The organism is Nocardia ignorata NBRC 108230, from assembly GCF_001612905.1.
GTDB lineage: Bacteria > Actinomycetota > Actinomycetes > Mycobacteriales > Mycobacteriaceae > Nocardia > Nocardia ignorata.
Window position 1 is genome coordinate 85,380 of record NZ_BDBI01000035.1, and the last position, 16,130, is coordinate 101,509.

Consider the following 16,130-nt stretch of genomic DNA (forward strand, 5'->3'; position numbering starts at 1 on the left):
CGTGGCGGAAACGGGGTTGCCCGACAGTTGACGCGGCATGAGACTGGAGGGATGTCTGTGCTCGCGGAGAACCTGCTCGACCGGTGGATCGCCTTGGCCGGGACCGACTCCGAAGCCATCGGGATCGGCATCATCGGCCGCTACGCCGAACCACACCGCCGCTACCACACCCTCACCCACCTGTCGGTGATGCTCGCCGCCATCGACGAATTGGCCGATGCCGCAACCGATATCGACACCGTGCGCTACGCGGCCTTCTTCCACGACGCGATCTACGCCGTCGACCGTGCCGACAACGAGGAACGCAGCGCCGACCTGGCTCGCGACGTCCTCGAAACACTCGGCGCCACACCCGAACTGGTGCACGAGGTGATGCGCCTGGTGATCCTCACCCGCGGCCACAACCCGGAAGCCGGCGACGCCAACGGCGCGGTGCTCTGCGACGCCGACCTGGTCGTGCTCGGTGGGACAGCGCGGGAGTACGCCGCCTACGCGGCCGCGATCCGCGAGGAATACCGCCACGTCCCCGACGACCTGTTCCGTGCCGGCCGTGCCTCGGTGCTGCGCAACCTCGCCGAGCAACCGCGCCTGTTCCGCACGCCGCGGGCCTATCAGCGGTACGAGGGACTCGCTCGCGCCAACCTCGCGGCCGAACTCATCGGGTTGTCGGGCTAGTCCTTGCGCCCGGTCAGCGCGAGCGACGCGCCGAGGCCGATCATCACCAACCCGCCTGTCCCGCCGACCGCGGCCAGGCGTCGCGGTGACCGTGCGAACCAGGTCCTGGCCGACCCGGCCGCCAACGCCCACAGTGAATCGAACACGAGGCCGAACACGGGGATGCACAGGCCGAGGATCAACATCTGCTGCGATACGCCGCCGCGTGCGGGGTCGACGAACTGGGGGAGCAGCGCCGCCAAGAAGACGATGGTCTTCGGGTTCGCCAGGCCGACGATGAACCCGTCGCGCAATGCCGCGACCGCGTTGTCGTCGCGACCGTCGGGCCCGATCCGCATGGCGTCGTGCAGTTGGGTGCGGTGCCGGAAGGCCTGAATGCCCAGGTACACAAGGTAACCCGCGCCGACGAGCTTGATCGCGGTGAACACCGTCGCCGACGCCATCACTACCGCCCCCACGCCACACGCGACGGCGACGACCTGGAGGTATACCCCGACAGAGTTGCCGACCACGTTCAGCAACGCGGTCCGCCGACCGGCGGTGAGCGCCCGTCCGATGGTGAACAACACGCTCGGACCCGGCACGAGCACGATCAGCAACGCCAGTCCGGCGAACGACGCCAGCGCACCCCAGGAGACCATGACCGCCACGGTATCCGGGCCGCGCTCAGCGCGCGAGCGCGTTGTTCGATTCGATCGCGGCGACGATGAGGTCGGCCACGCCGCGCTGTCCGGCCAGGGTCGGGTGATAGGGCAGCAGCGTGCGCTCGGCCAGGATCGGGTCGAACCAGCGCACCGACGGATCCGCGCACATCCCGAACTCGCGGGACGCGGCGACAGTGTCGACATAGATCGCGCCGTGCGCGGCGGCTTCGCGCGCGACAACCGCGTTGAGCCGTTCGAACTTGGACTGGATGTGGGCGGCGTCGGCGTCGCGCAGTCCGGCCATGGCCGGGCAGCTGTGGTCGGTGAGGTAGGTCGGCCAGCCGTCGACGACGATGACGGCGTTCGGGGCGCGCCGGGTGATGTCGTCCAGCGCTGCCGCGTAGCTCGGGGCGATCGCATCGATCTTGTGGTCCCAGCCGGGGTCCGTTCCACAGCCGCCCAGGTGGCACCGCCCGAGGATGTACTGGGTCATGTCGGCGTCGTTGGCGCCGATGTGCAGTGTGACGAGCCGGGTTGCGGGCCCGAGCGCGTCCAGCTGCGGGGCGACACCCGGTCCCTGCTGCTGGGTCAGGTGCGGGATCTTCGCCGAACTACAGGTGCGATCGTCCAGGGTGAGTCCGAGCCGTTGCGCCACCAGCTTCGGCGCGTTGGCCGTCGAGCGAGCGCACTGCAGCGGAGCGGTGAGGTCGAGGTTCGCGGCGCCGGTGGTCGCGGCGCCGGAATCGCCGAGGGCCACATAGGCTGCCCCGCTCGCCGGTTCGGCGTGCGCTCCGGCCGAGAGCAGTGCGGGCACCGAAACAGTCAGCGCCGCAACGAGCGCGCGCATGCGGTTGGTCATCGAACATCCTGGGGGGTCGAGCGGTCGTCGGCGTCGGGTCGGTCGGCCGAGTTCAGGCTAGGCGGCGGCGACCCCGTTGTCTTTGTGCTGCGTCACGGTATCTGCTGGACTATGCGATTGACAGGCAAGTAGCCACTTGCCTATTGTGGTTGCGGAAGAGACAAGGAGTGCTCGCCGTGAGCGATATCTTCACCGCCCTGGCGGACTCGACACGACGCGCGCTGCTCGACGAACTGGCCGATCGTGACGGTCAGACCCTGTTCGAACTGTGCGGCAGGCTCGCGACCTTGCACGGCATCAGCTCCTCGCGGCAGGCGATCACCCAGCATCTCGGGGTGCTCGAGGCGGCGGGCCTGGTCCGCACGAGCCGCGTCGGCCGCTACAAATTCCACTACCGCGACTTCACCCCGCTGCGCGAGCTGACGGCGCGGTGGCCCATTCCCCAGGAGGACACATGATCCGCATCGGCGTCACCAGCGTCTTCGTCGACGACCAGGACAAGGCCGAGAAGTTCTACACCGAGGTGCTCGGCTTCCAGGTGAAACACAAAGTGCCCCTTGGTGAGTACTCGTGGCTGACCGTGGTCTCGCCCGCCGACCCCGACGGCATCGAGCTGCTGCTCGAGCCCGACCAGCACCCTGCCGCGAAGGCCTACAAGACGGCGTTGAGTGCCGACGGTATTCCGATGATGATCTTCACCGTCGACGACATCGACGCCGAATACCGCCGCCTGACCGACCTGGGTGTCTTCTTCACCCAACCGCCCCAGCCCATGGGCCAGGTGACCTCCGCCGTCTTCGACGACACCTGCGGCAATCTCATCTCCCTGAACTCGCCTGTCGGCGAATAGCGCACCGGGGCGCCGCCGAGTTCCAGGGGGAACAATCGTGGCGCCCCATCGGTTGACCCGGCATATGACGACACTCGGATTGATCGGTAGCGGATTCATCGGTTCCACCCTGGCCCGGCTCGCGGTGGACGCGGGTCACGACGTGGTCCTCAGCAATTCGCGTGGCCCGGAAACCCTGACGGACCTGGTGGCCGAACTCGGCCCTCGCGCCCGCGCGGCCACCCCCGCCGAAGCGGCCGAGGCGGGTGACTACGTGGTGGTCACCGTCCCGCTGAAGGCGTATCGCGACGTCCCCGTCGCCCCACTGGCGGGCAAGGTGGTGTTCGACACCAACAACTACTACCCCGAGCGTGACGGCGCGTTCCCCGAACTCGACGCCGACGAGACCACCACCAGCGAACTCCTGCAAGCGCACCTGCCCGAGTCGAAGGTGGTCAAGGCGTTCAACAACATCGCCTACGCCAACCTGGCCGAACTCGCCAGGCCCGCAGGCGCCGCCGACCGCTCCGCCCTGCCGATCTTCGGTGACGACGCCGACGCCAAGAAGCTGGCCGCCGAGTTCATCGACAGCCTCGGCTACGACGTTGTCGACGGTGGTGACCTCCCGGAAAGCCGCCGCTCCCAAAGGGATACGCCGGTCTACGTCCACCCGTACGCCGCCGACAGCAACTGGCCGCCCGCGTCGAAGCCCGCGAGCGCCGACGAGGTGCGCGCGGCCCTCGTGGCGGCGCAGGTCTAACCCGTTCCCCACCTCCCCGCGGCCCGCAACCTGGCCAGCGTCGCCTGATCGGGGTGATGTTCGACCAGGAAGCGGGGCGGGAACAGGCCGGGCACGGCCCGCAGCCCGACTTCGCGATCCAGCACCTCCCACGGAACCTGGAACAGCGACGCGGTCGTCGGATCGACCATGCTGACGACGTGTGCCCGCGGTAGCAGTGTGGGCACGGTATCGGTCCACGCGGCCACCGTTTCCTCGATTCCGTCGGCGGCCCGAACATGCAGCAGCTCGGCGGCGTGCTCGTCGAGTCGGCCTGCTGAGCACTCTCTCGATCACGCATGCCCGGCCGGACGCGACCGGACCGCGGAACGTTACCGGCAACCGGGCCGGCGCGCACCTCGAGCTCAGGTGATGATGAGAAGCTCTGTGGGCGAGGAGATTTCGGCACGCAGACCGGCTTTGGTCGCGACCCGGGCCACGCCGCGGATATCGGTGGGGTCGGCGCGGGTGAGGACGAGGGCACGGGCGAGCAGCCCCTTGTGGTGTTTGTTGAAGTGGCTCACCACGGTGCGGGAACCGTCGGGGTGTTCGGTGAGGACGTTGGCGGTGATCGCGTCGGGGACGCGGCCGAGCTGCTGGTAGGTGCCCGAACGCAGGTCGATGACGAGATCACCCGCGGCTTCGGCGTAGAAGGCGTCGGGGAGCACGTCACGCCACAGGGCCGAGAGGGTGGGCAAGCCGGGGAGTTTGGTGCCGCCGGAGAGACGGTAGGCGGGGATCGGGTCACCCGCGCGGACGACACCGAACAGGGCGGAGCCGATGCCGAGCCGGGCGTACGCCTTGGCCCGCTGCGCCTTGGTGAACGATTTCGAGTCCAGCGCGTCGTAGAGCACACCGGTGTAGCGCTCGAGCGCGGGCCGGGTGGGGGAAGTGCGCAGGGTCGCGTTGCGGGCGATCTCGGTGTCGGCGCCCTTGCCGAGCCCGAGCACGGCAGCCGAGGTGGCTGGGTCGGCCGCCAACTGGACCACCTCGGTGATCAACTTGTCGCGCACCGCGCTCAGCTGCGGCATCGCCAGATCCTCGAGGTTCAGGGGCGCGCCCGAACCGCCGTCGGACTTGGTCTCGGAGGGAGGCAGCAGCACCAGCACGAGTGTCAACGGTAATCACCGCGCTGATCACCGCAGCGCCCCACCCCGCCGCTCCCGGCGAAGCCGCGTCTTCGTGCTCGCCGACTACGGCATCCGAAGTCCCGGGGTACTCAGCGCACCGCTTCCAAGAACTTGCGCGTCCGCTCGTTGGTCGGCGCCTCGAAGATCTGTTCCGGCGGACCCTGCTCGACGATGCGCCCGGCATCGAACATCAGCACCCGGTCCGACACCTCGCGGGCGAAACGCATCTCGTGGGTGACGATCAGCATGGTGATGTCGGTGGTCTCGGCGATGGTGCGCAGCACGTCGAGCACGTCGCCGACCAGTTCCGGGTCGAGCGCGGAGGTCACCTCGTCGAGCAGCATCACCTTCGGGTCCATCGCGCAGCACCGCGCGATCGCCACCCGCTGCTGCTGACCACCCGAGAGCTGGGAGGGGTGCGCGTTCTCCTTGTCGGCCAGGCCGACCACGTCCAGCAGGTGCCGCGCCCGCTCGCGCGCTTCGTCTTTCGACTTGCCGAGCACGTGGATCGGCGCCTCGGTGATGTTCTCGAGCACCGTCATGTTCGGGAACAGATTGAACTGCTGGAACACCATGCCGATTTTGGTGCGCACCGCCCGAAGGTGTTTCTCCCTGGCGGGCACCAGTTCTCCGTTGCGTTCGGTGTGGGTGAGGGGTTCGCCGTCGACCCAGACGACGCCCTCGCTCACGGTTTCCAGCGTCATCAACAGGCGCAGGATCGTGGTCTTGCCCGACCCCGACGGGCCGATCAACGTGACCTTCTCCCCACGCCCCACCGTGAAGTCGAGGTGGTCGAGCACGGTGAGAGCGCCGAAGCGTTTGACCACCTGATCGAATCGAATCATCTCGTCAGTAGTAGGCAAGTCGCTTCTCCAGTCTTCTGATCAGCACGGAGGTCGGGTAGCTGGCGACGAGGAAGAACACGCCCGCCAGGGTGATCGCCTCCAGGTAGGCGAAGTTGCGGGCCCCGAATTGCTGTGCGGCGGTGACCAGTTCGACCACCGAGATGGCGAACAGGAACGGGGTGTCCTTGAACATCGACACCGCGTTGGTGCCGAGTGCGGGCAGCGACGCACGGATCGCCTGTGGCAGCACCACCGCCCGCCAGGTGCGTGTCGGCGGCAGCGACAACGCGCGCGCCGCCTCCCACTGTCCCTTCGGTACCGCCTCGATCCCGGCCCGGTACACCTCGGCGAGATAGCTCGAGTAATGGATACCGAGCACGGTGATGCCGATCTGCAGCGCCGAGAACTGGGTGAGCAGGGTGTAGGCGAACAGCAACTGCACGACCAGCGGAGTGAGCCGCACGAACTCGCTCACCGCGTGGACGGGTGCGGCGATCCAACGCGGCATCGACTGACGGATGATCGCGATCACCAGCCCCAGCACGGCGGCGAGCGCGAAGCCGAGAGCGGTGGCGAGCAGGGTGATCTGGAAGCCGTCCCACAGCACCGGCAGGGCGTCGCGGGCGCGCTCCCAGCTCCATTGGGCGTTCATGCGGTCACCTTCGCGTCGTCAGGGGCGAGTCGCAACACTTCCTTCAACGACGCACCTCGGCCGAGCTTGGTCTTGGCGCGGGTCTCCAGGAGGTTCATGCCGAGGGTCAGCAGGTAGGCGAGGACGAAATAGATCACCAGGCCGACGCCGAAGGAGAACAGGGTGTCGCTGGTGGTCTTGCGCAGCTGCCCGATCTCGTAGGTCAGATCGTGCAGGGTGATGTACGACGCCAGCGCCGTGGCCTTGAGCAGGTGTACGAGCAGATTGGTCAGTGAGGGCAGCATGAGCGCCCACGCCTGCGGGAACAGCACCCGCCGCATCCGCTGCCACGGACTGAAACTCAGCGCCACCGCCGCCTCGAACTGGGCGCGCGGCACCGCGTTCAGCGCACCGCGCACCACCTCGGCACCGTAGGCGCCGTAGTTGAGGCCGAGCGCGAGAATGCCGCAGAACACAGGGTCGAGCTTGTAACCGAGCAATGGCAGCACATAGAACAGCCAGAAGATCTGCACCAACAGCGAAGTGCCACGGAAGAACTCGATCAGGACCCGGGCACTGCCACGCACCGCGAGCGAGCGGAAACGTGCGGCGGTACCGAGCGCCAGGGCGAGGACGAACGCGAGCAGCGCACCGCCGATGGTCAGTTCCAGCGTGACGACGATGCCGTCCCACAGCGCGGGGAGGGCGTCGCGTACCGCGTCGAGCTTGCTCACCGGCCGATCAGATCTCGCCCTTGCAGAGTTTGGCCGTCGTGTACTTCGGGTCGGGCAGTTCGCGTTCGGTGAAGCCGAACTTGCCGACGATGGACAGGTACTTGTCCTTGTCGCCGGTGATCTTGGCGAGCTCGGCGTTGTAGGCGGCGAGCAGGTCCGGATCGGTGGTGCGGAACACCGTGCCGCCCGCTCCGACCTGCGGCTTGCCGTCGATGACGGCCACGAACGAGGGCGTCACGTCCACCGGGGCGTCCGGGGTATGGCTCTTGAGCCAGTTCAACGAGATCGCGGTGAGGGCGAACACGTCGGCGCGGCCCGAGGTGACCGCGTCCATACCGTCCTGCGGGGTGGCCACCTGGGTGGCGTCGATGCCGAGCGACGCGGCGTAATCGGATTCGATGGCGCCCGTCATCGCGGCCATCTTCGCTCCGCTGGATTTGATCGACTGCATATCGCTGAGGTTCATCGGATTTCCCTTTTTCACCATCAGCGCAGTGGTGTACATGAATTCCGGTTCGCTGAATGCGGCCTGTTCGCAGCGTTTCGGCAAGATCGACATTCCGGCGCTCACCGCGTCGAATCGGTCGGCCTGCAAGCCGGGGATGAGGGCGCCGAACTCGGTCTGCACACCGTCGACGGTCTTGATACCGAGGTTGGCGAAGATCTCCTTGTGCAGGGCCACGGTCGCGCCGGTGAGCTGACCGCCCTCCTCGAACGAATAGGGCGCCTCACCGGCGAAACCCACGGTGATCGTGCCCTTGTCCTTCAGCGACTGCAGGAGTTGGCCGCTCTCGGTGGTCTCGGTCTTCGTGCACCCGGCGAGCACCGCCGCCGCGAGCGCGGCACCGGCGAACACTGCTGTACAGCGCTTAGGCAGGGAAATCGTGTCCGGCATGGTCGGCCTCTCGCAGGGGTAGCGCCGCAGAATGTGCAGGTTACCGAAACTTCTTTTGTCGTCGGGAAATTCGCGTCTGTGAAAAACCTAATGCTTCGATATTTGCCGAACCCGGTTCCGTTATCGCTTTGTTATCTGCTGATTAGCGCACGACTCCAATGGGTAACCTGATATGCGATTTCGGGCCCGGACCGGCGACGGGAACCTCCCGCGCGCTCAGGTGGTAATCGGCTGTCGGCCCCACCGGACCAGGGACTACCCTGTGCATCCGTGATCACCCGCCTCTCCCGCCTGTTCCTGCGCACCCTGCGAGACGATCCCGCCGACGCCGAGGTGCCGAGCCACAAACTGCTGGTACGTGCCGGCTACGTCCGCCGCGTCGCCCCGGGCGTGTACTCGTGGTTGCCGCTGGGTCTGCGCACGCTGCGCAAGATCGAGGACGTCGTGCGCCAGGAGATGGACGCCACCGGCGCCCAGGAGATCTCCCTGCCCGCGCTGCTGCCGCGCGAGCCCTACGAGACCACCAACCGGTGGACCGAATACGGTGACGCGCTGTTCCGCCTCCAGGACCGCAAGGGCGGCGACTACCTGCTCGGCCCCACCCACGAAGAGCTGTTCGCGCTCACCGTGAAGGGTGAGTACAACTCCTACAAGGACCTCCCGGTCACGCTGTACCAGATCCAGGCCAAGTACCGCGACGAGGAACGCCCCCGCGCCGGCATCCTGCGCGGCCGCGAGTTCATCATGAAGGACTCCTACTCCTTCGATCTCGACGACGACGGTCTCGCCGCCAGCTACGCCACCCACCGCGCCGCCTACCAGCGCATCTTCGACCGGCTCGGCGTGAAGTACGTGATCGTGGCCGCCACCTCCGGTGCCATGGGCGGTAGCGCGTCGGAGGAATTCCTCGCCGAGAGCCCCGTGGGTGAGGACACCTACGTGCGCTGCGTGGAGTCCGGGTACGCCGCCAACGTGGAAGCCGTGGTCACCCCCGCGCCCGCGCCGCTGCCCATCGACGGGCTGCCCGCCGCCGTCGAACACGACACCCCGAACACCCCGACCATCGCCACCCTGGTCGACTGGGCCAACGAGGCGAAGGTGCTCGACCGCGCCGTCACCGCCGCCGACACGTTGAAGAACGTGATGGTGAAACTGCGCCACCCCGACGGCAAGACCGAGATCGTCGGCATCGGCATCCCCGGTGACCGCGAGGTCGACGACAAGCGCCTCGAGGCCGCTGTCGAACCCGCGACGGTGGAACTGCTCACCGAGGCGGACTTCACCGCCAACCCGTTCCTGGTGAAGGGCTACATCGGCCCGAAGGGTCTGCAGGCCAACGGTGTTCGCTACCTGGTCGATCCCCGCGTCGTCGACGGCACCTCGTGGATCACCGGTGCCGACCAGCAGGGCAGGCACGTCGTCGGCCTGGTCGCCGGACGTGACTTCACCCCCGACGGCACCATCGAGGCCGCCGAGGTCCGCGACGGCGACCCCTCGCCCGACGGCGCCGGTCCGCTGGTGTCGGCGCGTGGCATCGAGATCGGCCACATCTTCCAGCTCGGCCGCAAATACACCGACGCCTTCGACGTGGACGTGCTCGGCGAGAACGGCAAGCCCGTGCGCCTCACCATGGGGTCCTACGGCATCGGCATCTCCCGCATGGTCGCGGTGATCGCCGAACAGCAGCACGACGAGAAGGGCCTGCGCTGGCCCGCCGAAGTCGCCCCCTTCGACGTGCACGTGGTGATCGCCAACAAGGACGCCGCCGCCCGCGACGGCGCCGAACACGTGGTCGCCGGACTGAACGCCGAAGGCCTCGAGGTCCTCTTCGACGACCGCACCGCCTCCCCCGGCGTGAAGTTCAAGGACGCCGAATTGCTCGGCATGCCCTGGATCCTGGTCATCGGCCGCGGCTGGGCCGAAGGCAAGGTGGAACTCCGCAACCGGCTGACCGGCGAAGCCGAGGAGATCCCGGCCGAAGACGCCGTCAGCGCGGTCACCGCGCGCGTGCGCGGCTGATCTGTCCGCAACGATCGCGCTGTCCCGCCGACCGGTGGGGCAGCGCGATCGACGTATCCGGCGAACTTACGCCTACGTAGGGGAAACCTGCAGGTAGACGGCATAGTCGGGGATGGGGCGCTGATAAGTTGACGGGTATGACGAGTTCGCCCAGCCTGTTGTTCAACCCCGCCACCTACGACCCGCAGCATTTCGATGCGGAGACGCGGCGGCTGCTGAAAGCCACCATCGAGTGGTTCGAGTCCAAGGGCAAGGCGCAGTTGCTGGCCGACGACCGGGACGCGCTGTGGGTGCAGGACTTCCTGGACTTCGTGGCGAAGGAGAAGCTGTTCGCCACCTTCCTGACCCCGGCCGCCTACGCCGACGGTGACCCGAACAAGCGCTGGGACGCCGCGCGCAATGCGGCGCTGTCGGAGATCTTCGGCTTCTACGGGCTGGCCTACTGGTACGCCGAGCAGGTGACGATCCTCGGCCTCGGCCCGATCTGGCAGAGCGACAACGAGATCGCCAAGCGCAAGGCCGCCGCCGACCTCGCCGACGGTCAGGTCATGGCGTTCGCGCTGTCGGAGCGTGACCACGGCGCCGACATCTACAACACCGACCTCGTCCTGACTCCGACCGAGCCGGGCAGCGCCGACGCCGAGGCGGGGATCCTGTTCCGTGCCAACGGCGAGAAGTACTACATCGGCAACGGCAATGTCGCCTCGATGGTGTCGGTGTTCTCCCGCCGCGCCGACATCGAGGGCGCCGACGGCTACGTCTGGTTCGCCGCCGACTCCCGCCACGACAACTACCACCTGGTCGACAGCGTCATCCACGGTCAGATGTATGTGAGCCACTTCCGGCTGGAGAACTACCCGGTGACCGCCGCCGACGTGCTCCACGAAGGCCCCGAAGGGTTCTCGGCCGCGCTCAACACCGTCAACGTCGGCAAGTTCAACCTGTGCCACGGCAGCATCGGCATGGTGGAGCACTCGTTCTTCGAGGCCATCACCCACTCCAACAACCGCATCCTCTACGGCAAGCCGGTCACCGACTTCGCCCACGTGCGTGGCAATTTCGTCGACGCCTACGCCCGCCTGATCGCGATGAAGCTGTTCAGCGACCGGGCCGTCGACTACTTCCGCAGCGCCTCCCTCGAGGATCGCCGCTACCTGCTGTTCAACCCGATGACCAAGTCCAAGGTCACCTCCGAGGGCGAGGTCGCGATGACCCTGCTGCTCGATGTGCTGGCGGCCAAGGGTTTCGAGAAGAACACCTACTTCCACGAGGCCTCGCGCTACATCAACCACCTGCCCCGGCTCGAGGGCACGGTGCACGTGAACGTGGGCCAGATCCTCAAGTTCATGCCGAACTACCTGCTCAACCCGGCCGAGTACCCGGCGGTCCCCACCCGGCTCGAGGCGGGCGACGAGGAGTTCTTCTGGAAGCAGGGCCCGGCGCGCGGCGCGGGCAAGGTGCGCTTCGCCGACTGGACCCCGCCCTACGAGGCGGCCGCCGACGTGCCGAACGTGGGCCGCTTCTACGAGCAGGCCAAGGCGCTGCGTGAGCTGCTGCTCACCGCCGCACCGGACGAGGCGCAGCAGAAGGACCTGGACTTCATGCTCACCATCGGCCACCTGTTCTCCACGGTGGTCTACGGTCAGCTGATCCTCGAGCAGGCCGAACTCACCGGCCTCGACCGCGACGTACTCGACCAGATCTTCGACTTCCAGATCCGCGACTTCAACACCCAGGCCACCGCGCTGCTCGGCAAGCCGTCGGTCACCGACGCGCAGCGGAACTGGGCGGTCGCCGCCCTGCGCACGCCGATCGCCGACGCGGAGCGGTTCGACCGGGTGTGGCAGCAGGTGGAGTCCTACGACGGCGCCTACGCGATGCGTCCGTAGTCGACAGCGACGGTCCGGCCTGTTCAGCGGGCCGGACCGTCGCTGTGTCACACGGGGCGGCCATCGAGGCCCCCTCGATGGCTCGTCGCCCGCCGGCACTGCCAACGGGAGGGCATGGCGTTGCCGGGCGGGCGGAATCGCTTCCGTCCGCGACGGGCCGATGTGCGCGGGCGGTATTCCAGTACGGAAGCCCGCGTGACCCGGTGGGCCTTCGGGCTATGTCCGTCCCGGGAAGCTGACCGTGACCGGGTTCGTGCCGAGGATCGCCTGCCATCGGGCGCGGCGCACCGCTGCTTCGGTGAGCGCTTCGACGGCGCCGGCCCGGACGGCCTCCTCGGTGGCCTGTTCGACCACGGCGTACCACGCTGCGGCGCAATCGGATTCGACCGCTACGGCGAGGTGTGCGGCCGGGATCGGGTCGTCGACCGGGAACGGTGGGCTGTAGGCGGCGTCGGGTGCCTCGGGTGCGGAGCCACCGGCTTCGAGCAGTTCGATCGTCGCGTCCCGGCGGGCGCGGTGCGCGGCACTGAACTCCGCGACCAGGCGCGACCGATCGCTGTTGGCGTAGGCGGCGATCAGGCCGTAGGAGTACACGGCCGCGTACTCGGTGTCGAGGGCGCGTTGCAGCGCTTCACGTTGACCGGTCATGACAGCAGAACTCCCGCCTCGGTGGCACAGGCCGCGCTGATCGAGGCCAGAAGCCCTGCGCGGTAACCGGATTCGGTGCGGGCCAGGGTGGCTGCGGCCTGCTGGGAATGCTGCAACCGGGCACGCAACTGCTCGACGCTGATCGGCTGCTGCGCCGCGGATACGAGGTCCGCGGCGGGCACCGGTGCGCCGTCGGAACCCGGCACGGTGACGACGCCGGTGCGGTGCACAGGGGTGGTTCCGTCGCCGTAGACCCCGATCACCCGGTCGATCTCGGCGCGCAAGGCGTCGGCGTGGGCGGTGCGTTCGGTGGCGACGGTCGTCAGTGCGGCCTGCGCCTGCGGTGCGAGCGCGATCGCGGCCGTCGCGGCGGCGGCATCGGCGCGAGCCAGCACCTCGTGTGCGGCAAGTGGATCCGGCGCATGCACGGTGTCGTCCTCGGCGCACGACGCCAGGACGGCGACCGCGGGCACCGCGACAGCGCCTGCTCCGACCAGCCTCAGCACCGTCCGCCGATGCCAGGTGCGCGCGGCACTTCCGGCGGCCGGTGCGGGTGAGAACTCCGTCGACTTCGCGTGCCTGGCACCCGGCGCGGCAACACACTCCGTCGACTTCGAGGGCGGTATCGCGGTGTTGGCGGTCGGCGACTGCGGGTGCTGGACAGCGTGCTCTGTCGACTTCGCGTGCGGCACGGCGTCGGTGGTCGGCGACTGCGGGTGCTGGGCAGTCTGCGCGGCAGCGTGGGTGCTCGTCGCGACGGCGGATTCGGCAGTCGTCGCGACGGCCGAGGCGGTGGCCGACCGCACGACTTCACGCGCGAACCCGCTGGTCGGCGGGTGGGGATCGCGGTGGTCGGTGCGCATGCCGGAAGGTCGCCCGGCACTCGGCGGGACGGTATGGCGGTGATGCACGTGGACCATCGTGCCAGATCTCGCGGCGACGGTTCGCCACGCTGCGATCGCTCCTGGCACGCCGACACGGACCGGTGCGCACCGCCCGGTGGCTGGTCCTTTACACTCTCGTGGCGCGTTACGCTAGACCTTCGGCGTAGAAATTTCCGATCGCGTCACAACTGAACCAGGAGCCGCCCATATGCCGATGCCCACCGAGGAAAGGGTGAGCCAGCTCGTCGCTGAGCTCGTCGCACGCCGGGGTTTCGACCTCGAGGGCGTCGCGATCGCGGCCGCGGGCAAGGACGAACTGGCTCCGGTTCGGGTGAAGGTCACCGTGGACAGCGACGGTCCCGCCGACCTCGACGCGATCGCCGACCTGAGCCGCGAGATGTCCGAGTCGCTCGACGCGGCAGGTGATTTCGGCGAATCCGCCTACCTGCTCGAAGTGACCACCCCCGGCGTCGACCGGCCGTTGACCACCGACCGGCACTGGCGCCGCGCCCAGGGCCGCAAGGTAAAGGTCGGCCTGGCCGACGGCGCCGAGCCCGTCGAGGGCAAGAAGAAGTTCGAGGCGCGCGTCGGTCAGCTCGCCGACGACGGCACCATCGCGCTCGTGCTCGGCGGCAGGAACAAGCCGCACCGGGTGCACGTGCCCCTCGCCGACATCGCCACCGCGGTCGTCCAGGTCGAATTCAACGCACCCGGCGCCGCCGAACTCGAACTCGCCGGTGGAATCGCCGCGGGCCGCCCCGTCCCGGGCGACGAACCCGCCGACCTCGCCGCAGCAGGCCAACACAGTGACACTCCCACCGAAGGGGTTGCGGAATGAACATCGAAATCGAAGCCTTGCGCGCGATCGTCGCCGACAAGGGCATCCCGATCGAGACCGTGATCTCGGCGATCGAGTCGGCGCTGCTCACCGCCTACCGGCACACCGAGGGGCACCAGCCCAACGCCTACATCGACATCAACCAGAAGACCGGCGTGGTCCGGGTGATGGCGCGCGAACTCGACGCCGACGGCAACCTCGTCTCCGAATGGGACGACACCCCAGAGGGTTTCGGCCGCATCGCCGCGACCACCGCCCGTCAGGTGGTGCTGCAGCGGCTGCGTGACGCCGAGAACGAGAAGTCCTTCGGCGAGTTCTCCACCCACGAGGGCGACATCGTCGGCGGCGTCGTCCAGCGCGATGCGAGGGCCAACGCGCGCGGCATCGTCGTGGTGCGCATCGGCAGCGAGGCCAACGGCGCCGAGGGCCTGATCCCGCCCGCCGAGCAGGTGCCCGGCGAGACCTACGAGCACGGCGACCGCATCAAGTGCTACGTCTACGGTGTGTCGCGTGGTCCGCGCGGTCCGCAGATCCAGCTCTCGCGCACCCACCCCAACCTGGTGCGGCGGCTGTTCTCGCTGGAGGTGCCCGAGATCGCCGACGGTTCCGTCGAGATCGTCGCGGTGGCCCGCGAGTCGGGGCACCGCTCCAAGATCGCGGTCCGTTCGACCGTGCCCGGCGTGAACGCCAAGGGCGCCTGTATCGGCCCGATGGGGCAGCGCGTGCGCAACGTGATGAGCGAACTGGCGGGCGAGAAGATCGACATCATCGATTACGCCGAGGATCCGGCGACCTTCGTCGGTAATGCGCTCTCGCCGTCGAAAGTGGTTTCGGTCACTGTCGTCGACCCCGAGGCGCGCGCCGCGCGGGTGATCGTGCCCGATTTCCAGCTCTCCCTCGCCATCGGCAAGGAGGGGCAGAATGCCCGCCTGGCTGCCCGCCTGACGGGCTGGCGCATCGATATCCGCAGCGACGCCGCGCCGGAGGCCGACGACTCGGCACGGCCGCAGGCGCACCGTAGTTGACGCGGACACGTCGGAATATCGGCCACCGGATGACAGGTTGATAACTTCGGAAGGGGAGGGGTTCGTCGTTATGACCGGGTCACCGGTAGAGTGGGTGAAGGACCGGCCCGCGCAATCCGTTCGAACCTGTATCGGATGCCGTCAGCGCGAGCCGTCTGCCGACCTGTTGCGGATCGTGACGCAGCCAAGGGAGGCGGGCAGTGCTACTGCCGCCGCCCCCGTGGTCATCGTTCCCGACCCGCGGCGCAGACTTCCCGGACGGGGTGCCTGGTTGCACCCCGTCTCAGCTTGTCTGCGTTCCGCAGAGCGGCGCCGAGCATTCGGCAGAGCCCTACGAGTGTCCGGAAATCTGGATATCTCAGCCCTGGAGCAGTACCTCGAGAACAGGCACGAGCACTCATGAGCACACCGTGAAGCACCAACGATGAACGTCCATCGGAGATAACCCGAGGTCGTGCGGGCCCGCCTTACCTAGGCGGCGTCACTGCTCGACCTCTCAGTGAGGAGAGCAGTGGCAGGCAAGGCCCGCGTGCACGAGTTGGCTAAGGAACTCGGTGTCACAAGCAAGGAACTACTCGCGAAGCTCAAGGAGCAAGGCGAGTTCGTGAAGTCGGCGTCCTCGACGGTGGAAGCACCCGTCGCACGTCGTCTGCGCGAATCACTCGCGTCGAAGTCCGCTCCGGCGGCCGACGCGAAGCCGGCGGCCCGTCCGGGTCCGTCGTCGGCGGCCCGTCCGGCCGCCAAGCCCACCCCCGGTGGTCCCCGTCCGGGCCCGCGTCCGGCTCCGGCGCCCGCCGCCGCCGCGAC

The 16,130-nt window shown here is 68.2% G+C and carries 20 protein-coding genes; 10 read left to right on the top strand and 10 right to left on the bottom strand.

The annotated features are described in order from the left end of the window. The first annotated feature begins 51 nt into the window (after positions 1-51). A complete protein-coding gene (locus NI2_RS27145; RefSeq protein WP_067496398.1) occupies positions 52-675 on the top strand; it encodes an HD domain-containing protein in 624 nt (207 codons plus the stop codon). On the opposite strand, the gene NI2_RS27150 is transcribed toward NI2_RS27145, so the two are convergent. Then, entirely contained in the window at positions 672-1,316 is a 645-nt protein-coding gene (locus NI2_RS27150) for a LysE family translocator (protein WP_067496479.1), read from the bottom strand. The two genes, NI2_RS27145 and NI2_RS27150, sit on opposite strands and share 4 nt — an antisense overlap. A gap of 25 nt (positions 1,317-1,341) precedes the next feature. Further along, entirely contained in the window at positions 1,342-2,178 is an 837-nt protein-coding gene (locus NI2_RS27155) for an SGNH/GDSL hydrolase family protein (protein ID WP_243749698.1), read from the bottom strand. A gap of 176 nt (positions 2,179-2,354) precedes the next feature. On the opposite strand from NI2_RS27155, the gene NI2_RS27160 reads away from it, so the two are divergent. The 3 genes from NI2_RS27160 to NI2_RS27170 all read left to right on the top strand — a co-directional run bounded on the left by NI2_RS27160 (position 2,355) and on the right by NI2_RS27170 (position 3,767). After that, complete coding sequence (locus NI2_RS27160; RefSeq protein ID WP_067496487.1) at positions 2,355-2,636, top strand: ArsR/SmtB family transcription factor; 282 nt, start codon at positions 2,355-2,357, stop codon at positions 2,634-2,636. Continuing rightward, the gene (locus NI2_RS27165; RefSeq protein WP_067496485.1) at positions 2,636-3,028 is read left to right on the top strand and encodes a VOC family protein; all 393 of its coding nucleotides are present in this window, start codon (positions 2,636-2,638) and stop codon (positions 3,026-3,028) included. The genes NI2_RS27160 and NI2_RS27165 overlap by 1 nt, the downstream gene beginning before the upstream one ends. Positions 3,029-3,092: 64 nt before the next feature. After that, positions 3,093-3,767 carry an NADPH-dependent F420 reductase gene (locus NI2_RS27170; protein WP_067496401.1) on the top strand — a complete coding sequence of 225 codons (675 nt, stop codon included), beginning with the start codon at positions 3,093-3,095 and terminating at the stop codon, positions 3,765-3,767. On the opposite strand, the gene NI2_RS27175 is transcribed toward NI2_RS27170, so the two are convergent. From NI2_RS27175 to ehuB, 6 genes are all read right to left on the bottom strand, one after another. After that, the gene (locus NI2_RS27175; RefSeq protein ID WP_067496404.1) at positions 3,764-3,994 is read right to left on the bottom strand and encodes a hypothetical protein; all 231 of its coding nucleotides are present in this window, start codon (positions 3,992-3,994) and stop codon (positions 3,764-3,766) included. The genes NI2_RS27170 and NI2_RS27175 overlap by 4 nt on opposite strands. Positions 3,995-4,150: 156 nt before the next feature. Next, positions 4,151-4,894: a peroxide stress protein YaaA gene (gene yaaA, locus NI2_RS27180; protein WP_067496407.1), complete on the bottom strand. Its 744-nt coding sequence runs from the start codon at positions 4,892-4,894 to the stop codon at positions 4,151-4,153. Between the two features lie 110 nt (positions 4,895-5,004). Next, positions 5,005-5,760, bottom strand: a complete 756-nt coding sequence (gene ehuA / locus NI2_RS27185; RefSeq protein ID WP_067496410.1) for an ectoine/hydroxyectoine ABC transporter ATP-binding protein EhuA — start codon at positions 5,758-5,760, stop codon at positions 5,005-5,007. A 4-nt stretch (positions 5,761-5,764) separates the two neighbouring features. Continuing rightward, the gene (gene ehuD, locus NI2_RS27190; RefSeq protein WP_067496413.1) at positions 5,765-6,412 is read right to left on the bottom strand and encodes an ectoine/hydroxyectoine ABC transporter permease subunit EhuD; all 648 of its coding nucleotides are present in this window, start codon (positions 6,410-6,412) and stop codon (positions 5,765-5,767) included. Further along, complete coding sequence (ehuC, locus tag NI2_RS27195; RefSeq protein WP_067496415.1) at positions 6,409-7,125, bottom strand: ectoine/hydroxyectoine ABC transporter permease subunit EhuC; 717 nt, start codon at positions 7,123-7,125, stop codon at positions 6,409-6,411. Before ehuC ends, ehuD begins: the two co-directional genes overlap by 4 nt. A gap of 7 nt (positions 7,126-7,132) precedes the next feature. Next, positions 7,133-8,020 carry an ectoine/hydroxyectoine ABC transporter substrate-binding protein EhuB gene (gene ehuB, locus NI2_RS27200; protein WP_067496419.1) on the bottom strand — a complete coding sequence of 296 codons (888 nt, stop codon included), beginning with the start codon at positions 8,018-8,020 and terminating at the stop codon, positions 7,133-7,135. A gap of 270 nt (positions 8,021-8,290) precedes the next feature. On the opposite strand from ehuB, the gene NI2_RS27205 reads away from it, so the two are divergent. Together NI2_RS27205 and NI2_RS27210 are read left to right on the top strand one after the other, a co-directional pair. After that, a complete protein-coding gene (locus NI2_RS27205) occupies positions 8,291-10,039 on the top strand; it encodes a proline--tRNA ligase (protein WP_067496422.1) in 1,749 nt (582 codons plus the stop codon). 137 nt (positions 10,040-10,176) lie between these two features. Then, positions 10,177-11,928 carry an acyl-CoA dehydrogenase family protein gene (locus NI2_RS27210; protein ID WP_067496425.1) on the top strand — a complete coding sequence of 584 codons (1,752 nt, stop codon included), beginning with the start codon at positions 10,177-10,179 and terminating at the stop codon, positions 11,926-11,928. Positions 11,929-12,144: 216 nt separating this feature from the next. Here the strand turns inward: NI2_RS27210 and NI2_RS27215 are convergent, their stop codons facing one another. Next, positions 12,145-12,576 carry a ferritin-like domain-containing protein gene (locus NI2_RS27215; RefSeq protein WP_067496430.1) on the bottom strand — a complete coding sequence of 144 codons (432 nt, stop codon included), beginning with the start codon at positions 12,574-12,576 and terminating at the stop codon, positions 12,145-12,147. Next, positions 12,573-13,487 (bottom strand): hypothetical protein, encoded by a 915-nt coding sequence (locus NI2_RS35340; RefSeq protein WP_243749697.1) that lies wholly within the window; start codon positions 13,485-13,487, stop codon positions 12,573-12,575. Before NI2_RS35340 ends, NI2_RS27215 begins: the two co-directional genes overlap by 4 nt. A gap of 181 nt (positions 13,488-13,668) precedes the next feature. On the opposite strand from NI2_RS35340, the gene rimP reads away from it, so the two are divergent. The 4 genes from rimP to NI2_RS27235 all read left to right on the top strand — a co-directional run. Further along, the gene (rimP, locus tag NI2_RS27225) at positions 13,669-14,298 is read left to right on the top strand and encodes a ribosome maturation factor RimP (RefSeq protein WP_067496432.1); all 630 of its coding nucleotides are present in this window, start codon (positions 13,669-13,671) and stop codon (positions 14,296-14,298) included. After that, the gene (nusA, locus tag NI2_RS27230) at positions 14,295-15,323 is read left to right on the top strand and encodes a transcription termination factor NusA (protein WP_067496435.1); all 1,029 of its coding nucleotides are present in this window, start codon (positions 14,295-14,297) and stop codon (positions 15,321-15,323) included. Before rimP ends, nusA begins: the two co-directional genes overlap by 4 nt. A 70-nt stretch (positions 15,324-15,393) precedes the next feature. Further along, complete coding sequence (locus tag NI2_RS33290) at positions 15,394-15,726, top strand: YlxR family protein (protein WP_084456574.1); 333 nt, start codon at positions 15,394-15,396, stop codon at positions 15,724-15,726. A 108-nt stretch (positions 15,727-15,834) separates the two neighbouring features. Beyond that, on the top strand, positions 15,835-16,130 hold a 296-nt coding region (locus NI2_RS27235; RefSeq protein ID WP_174552245.1), incomplete at its 3' end, for a translation initiation factor IF-2 N-terminal domain-containing protein.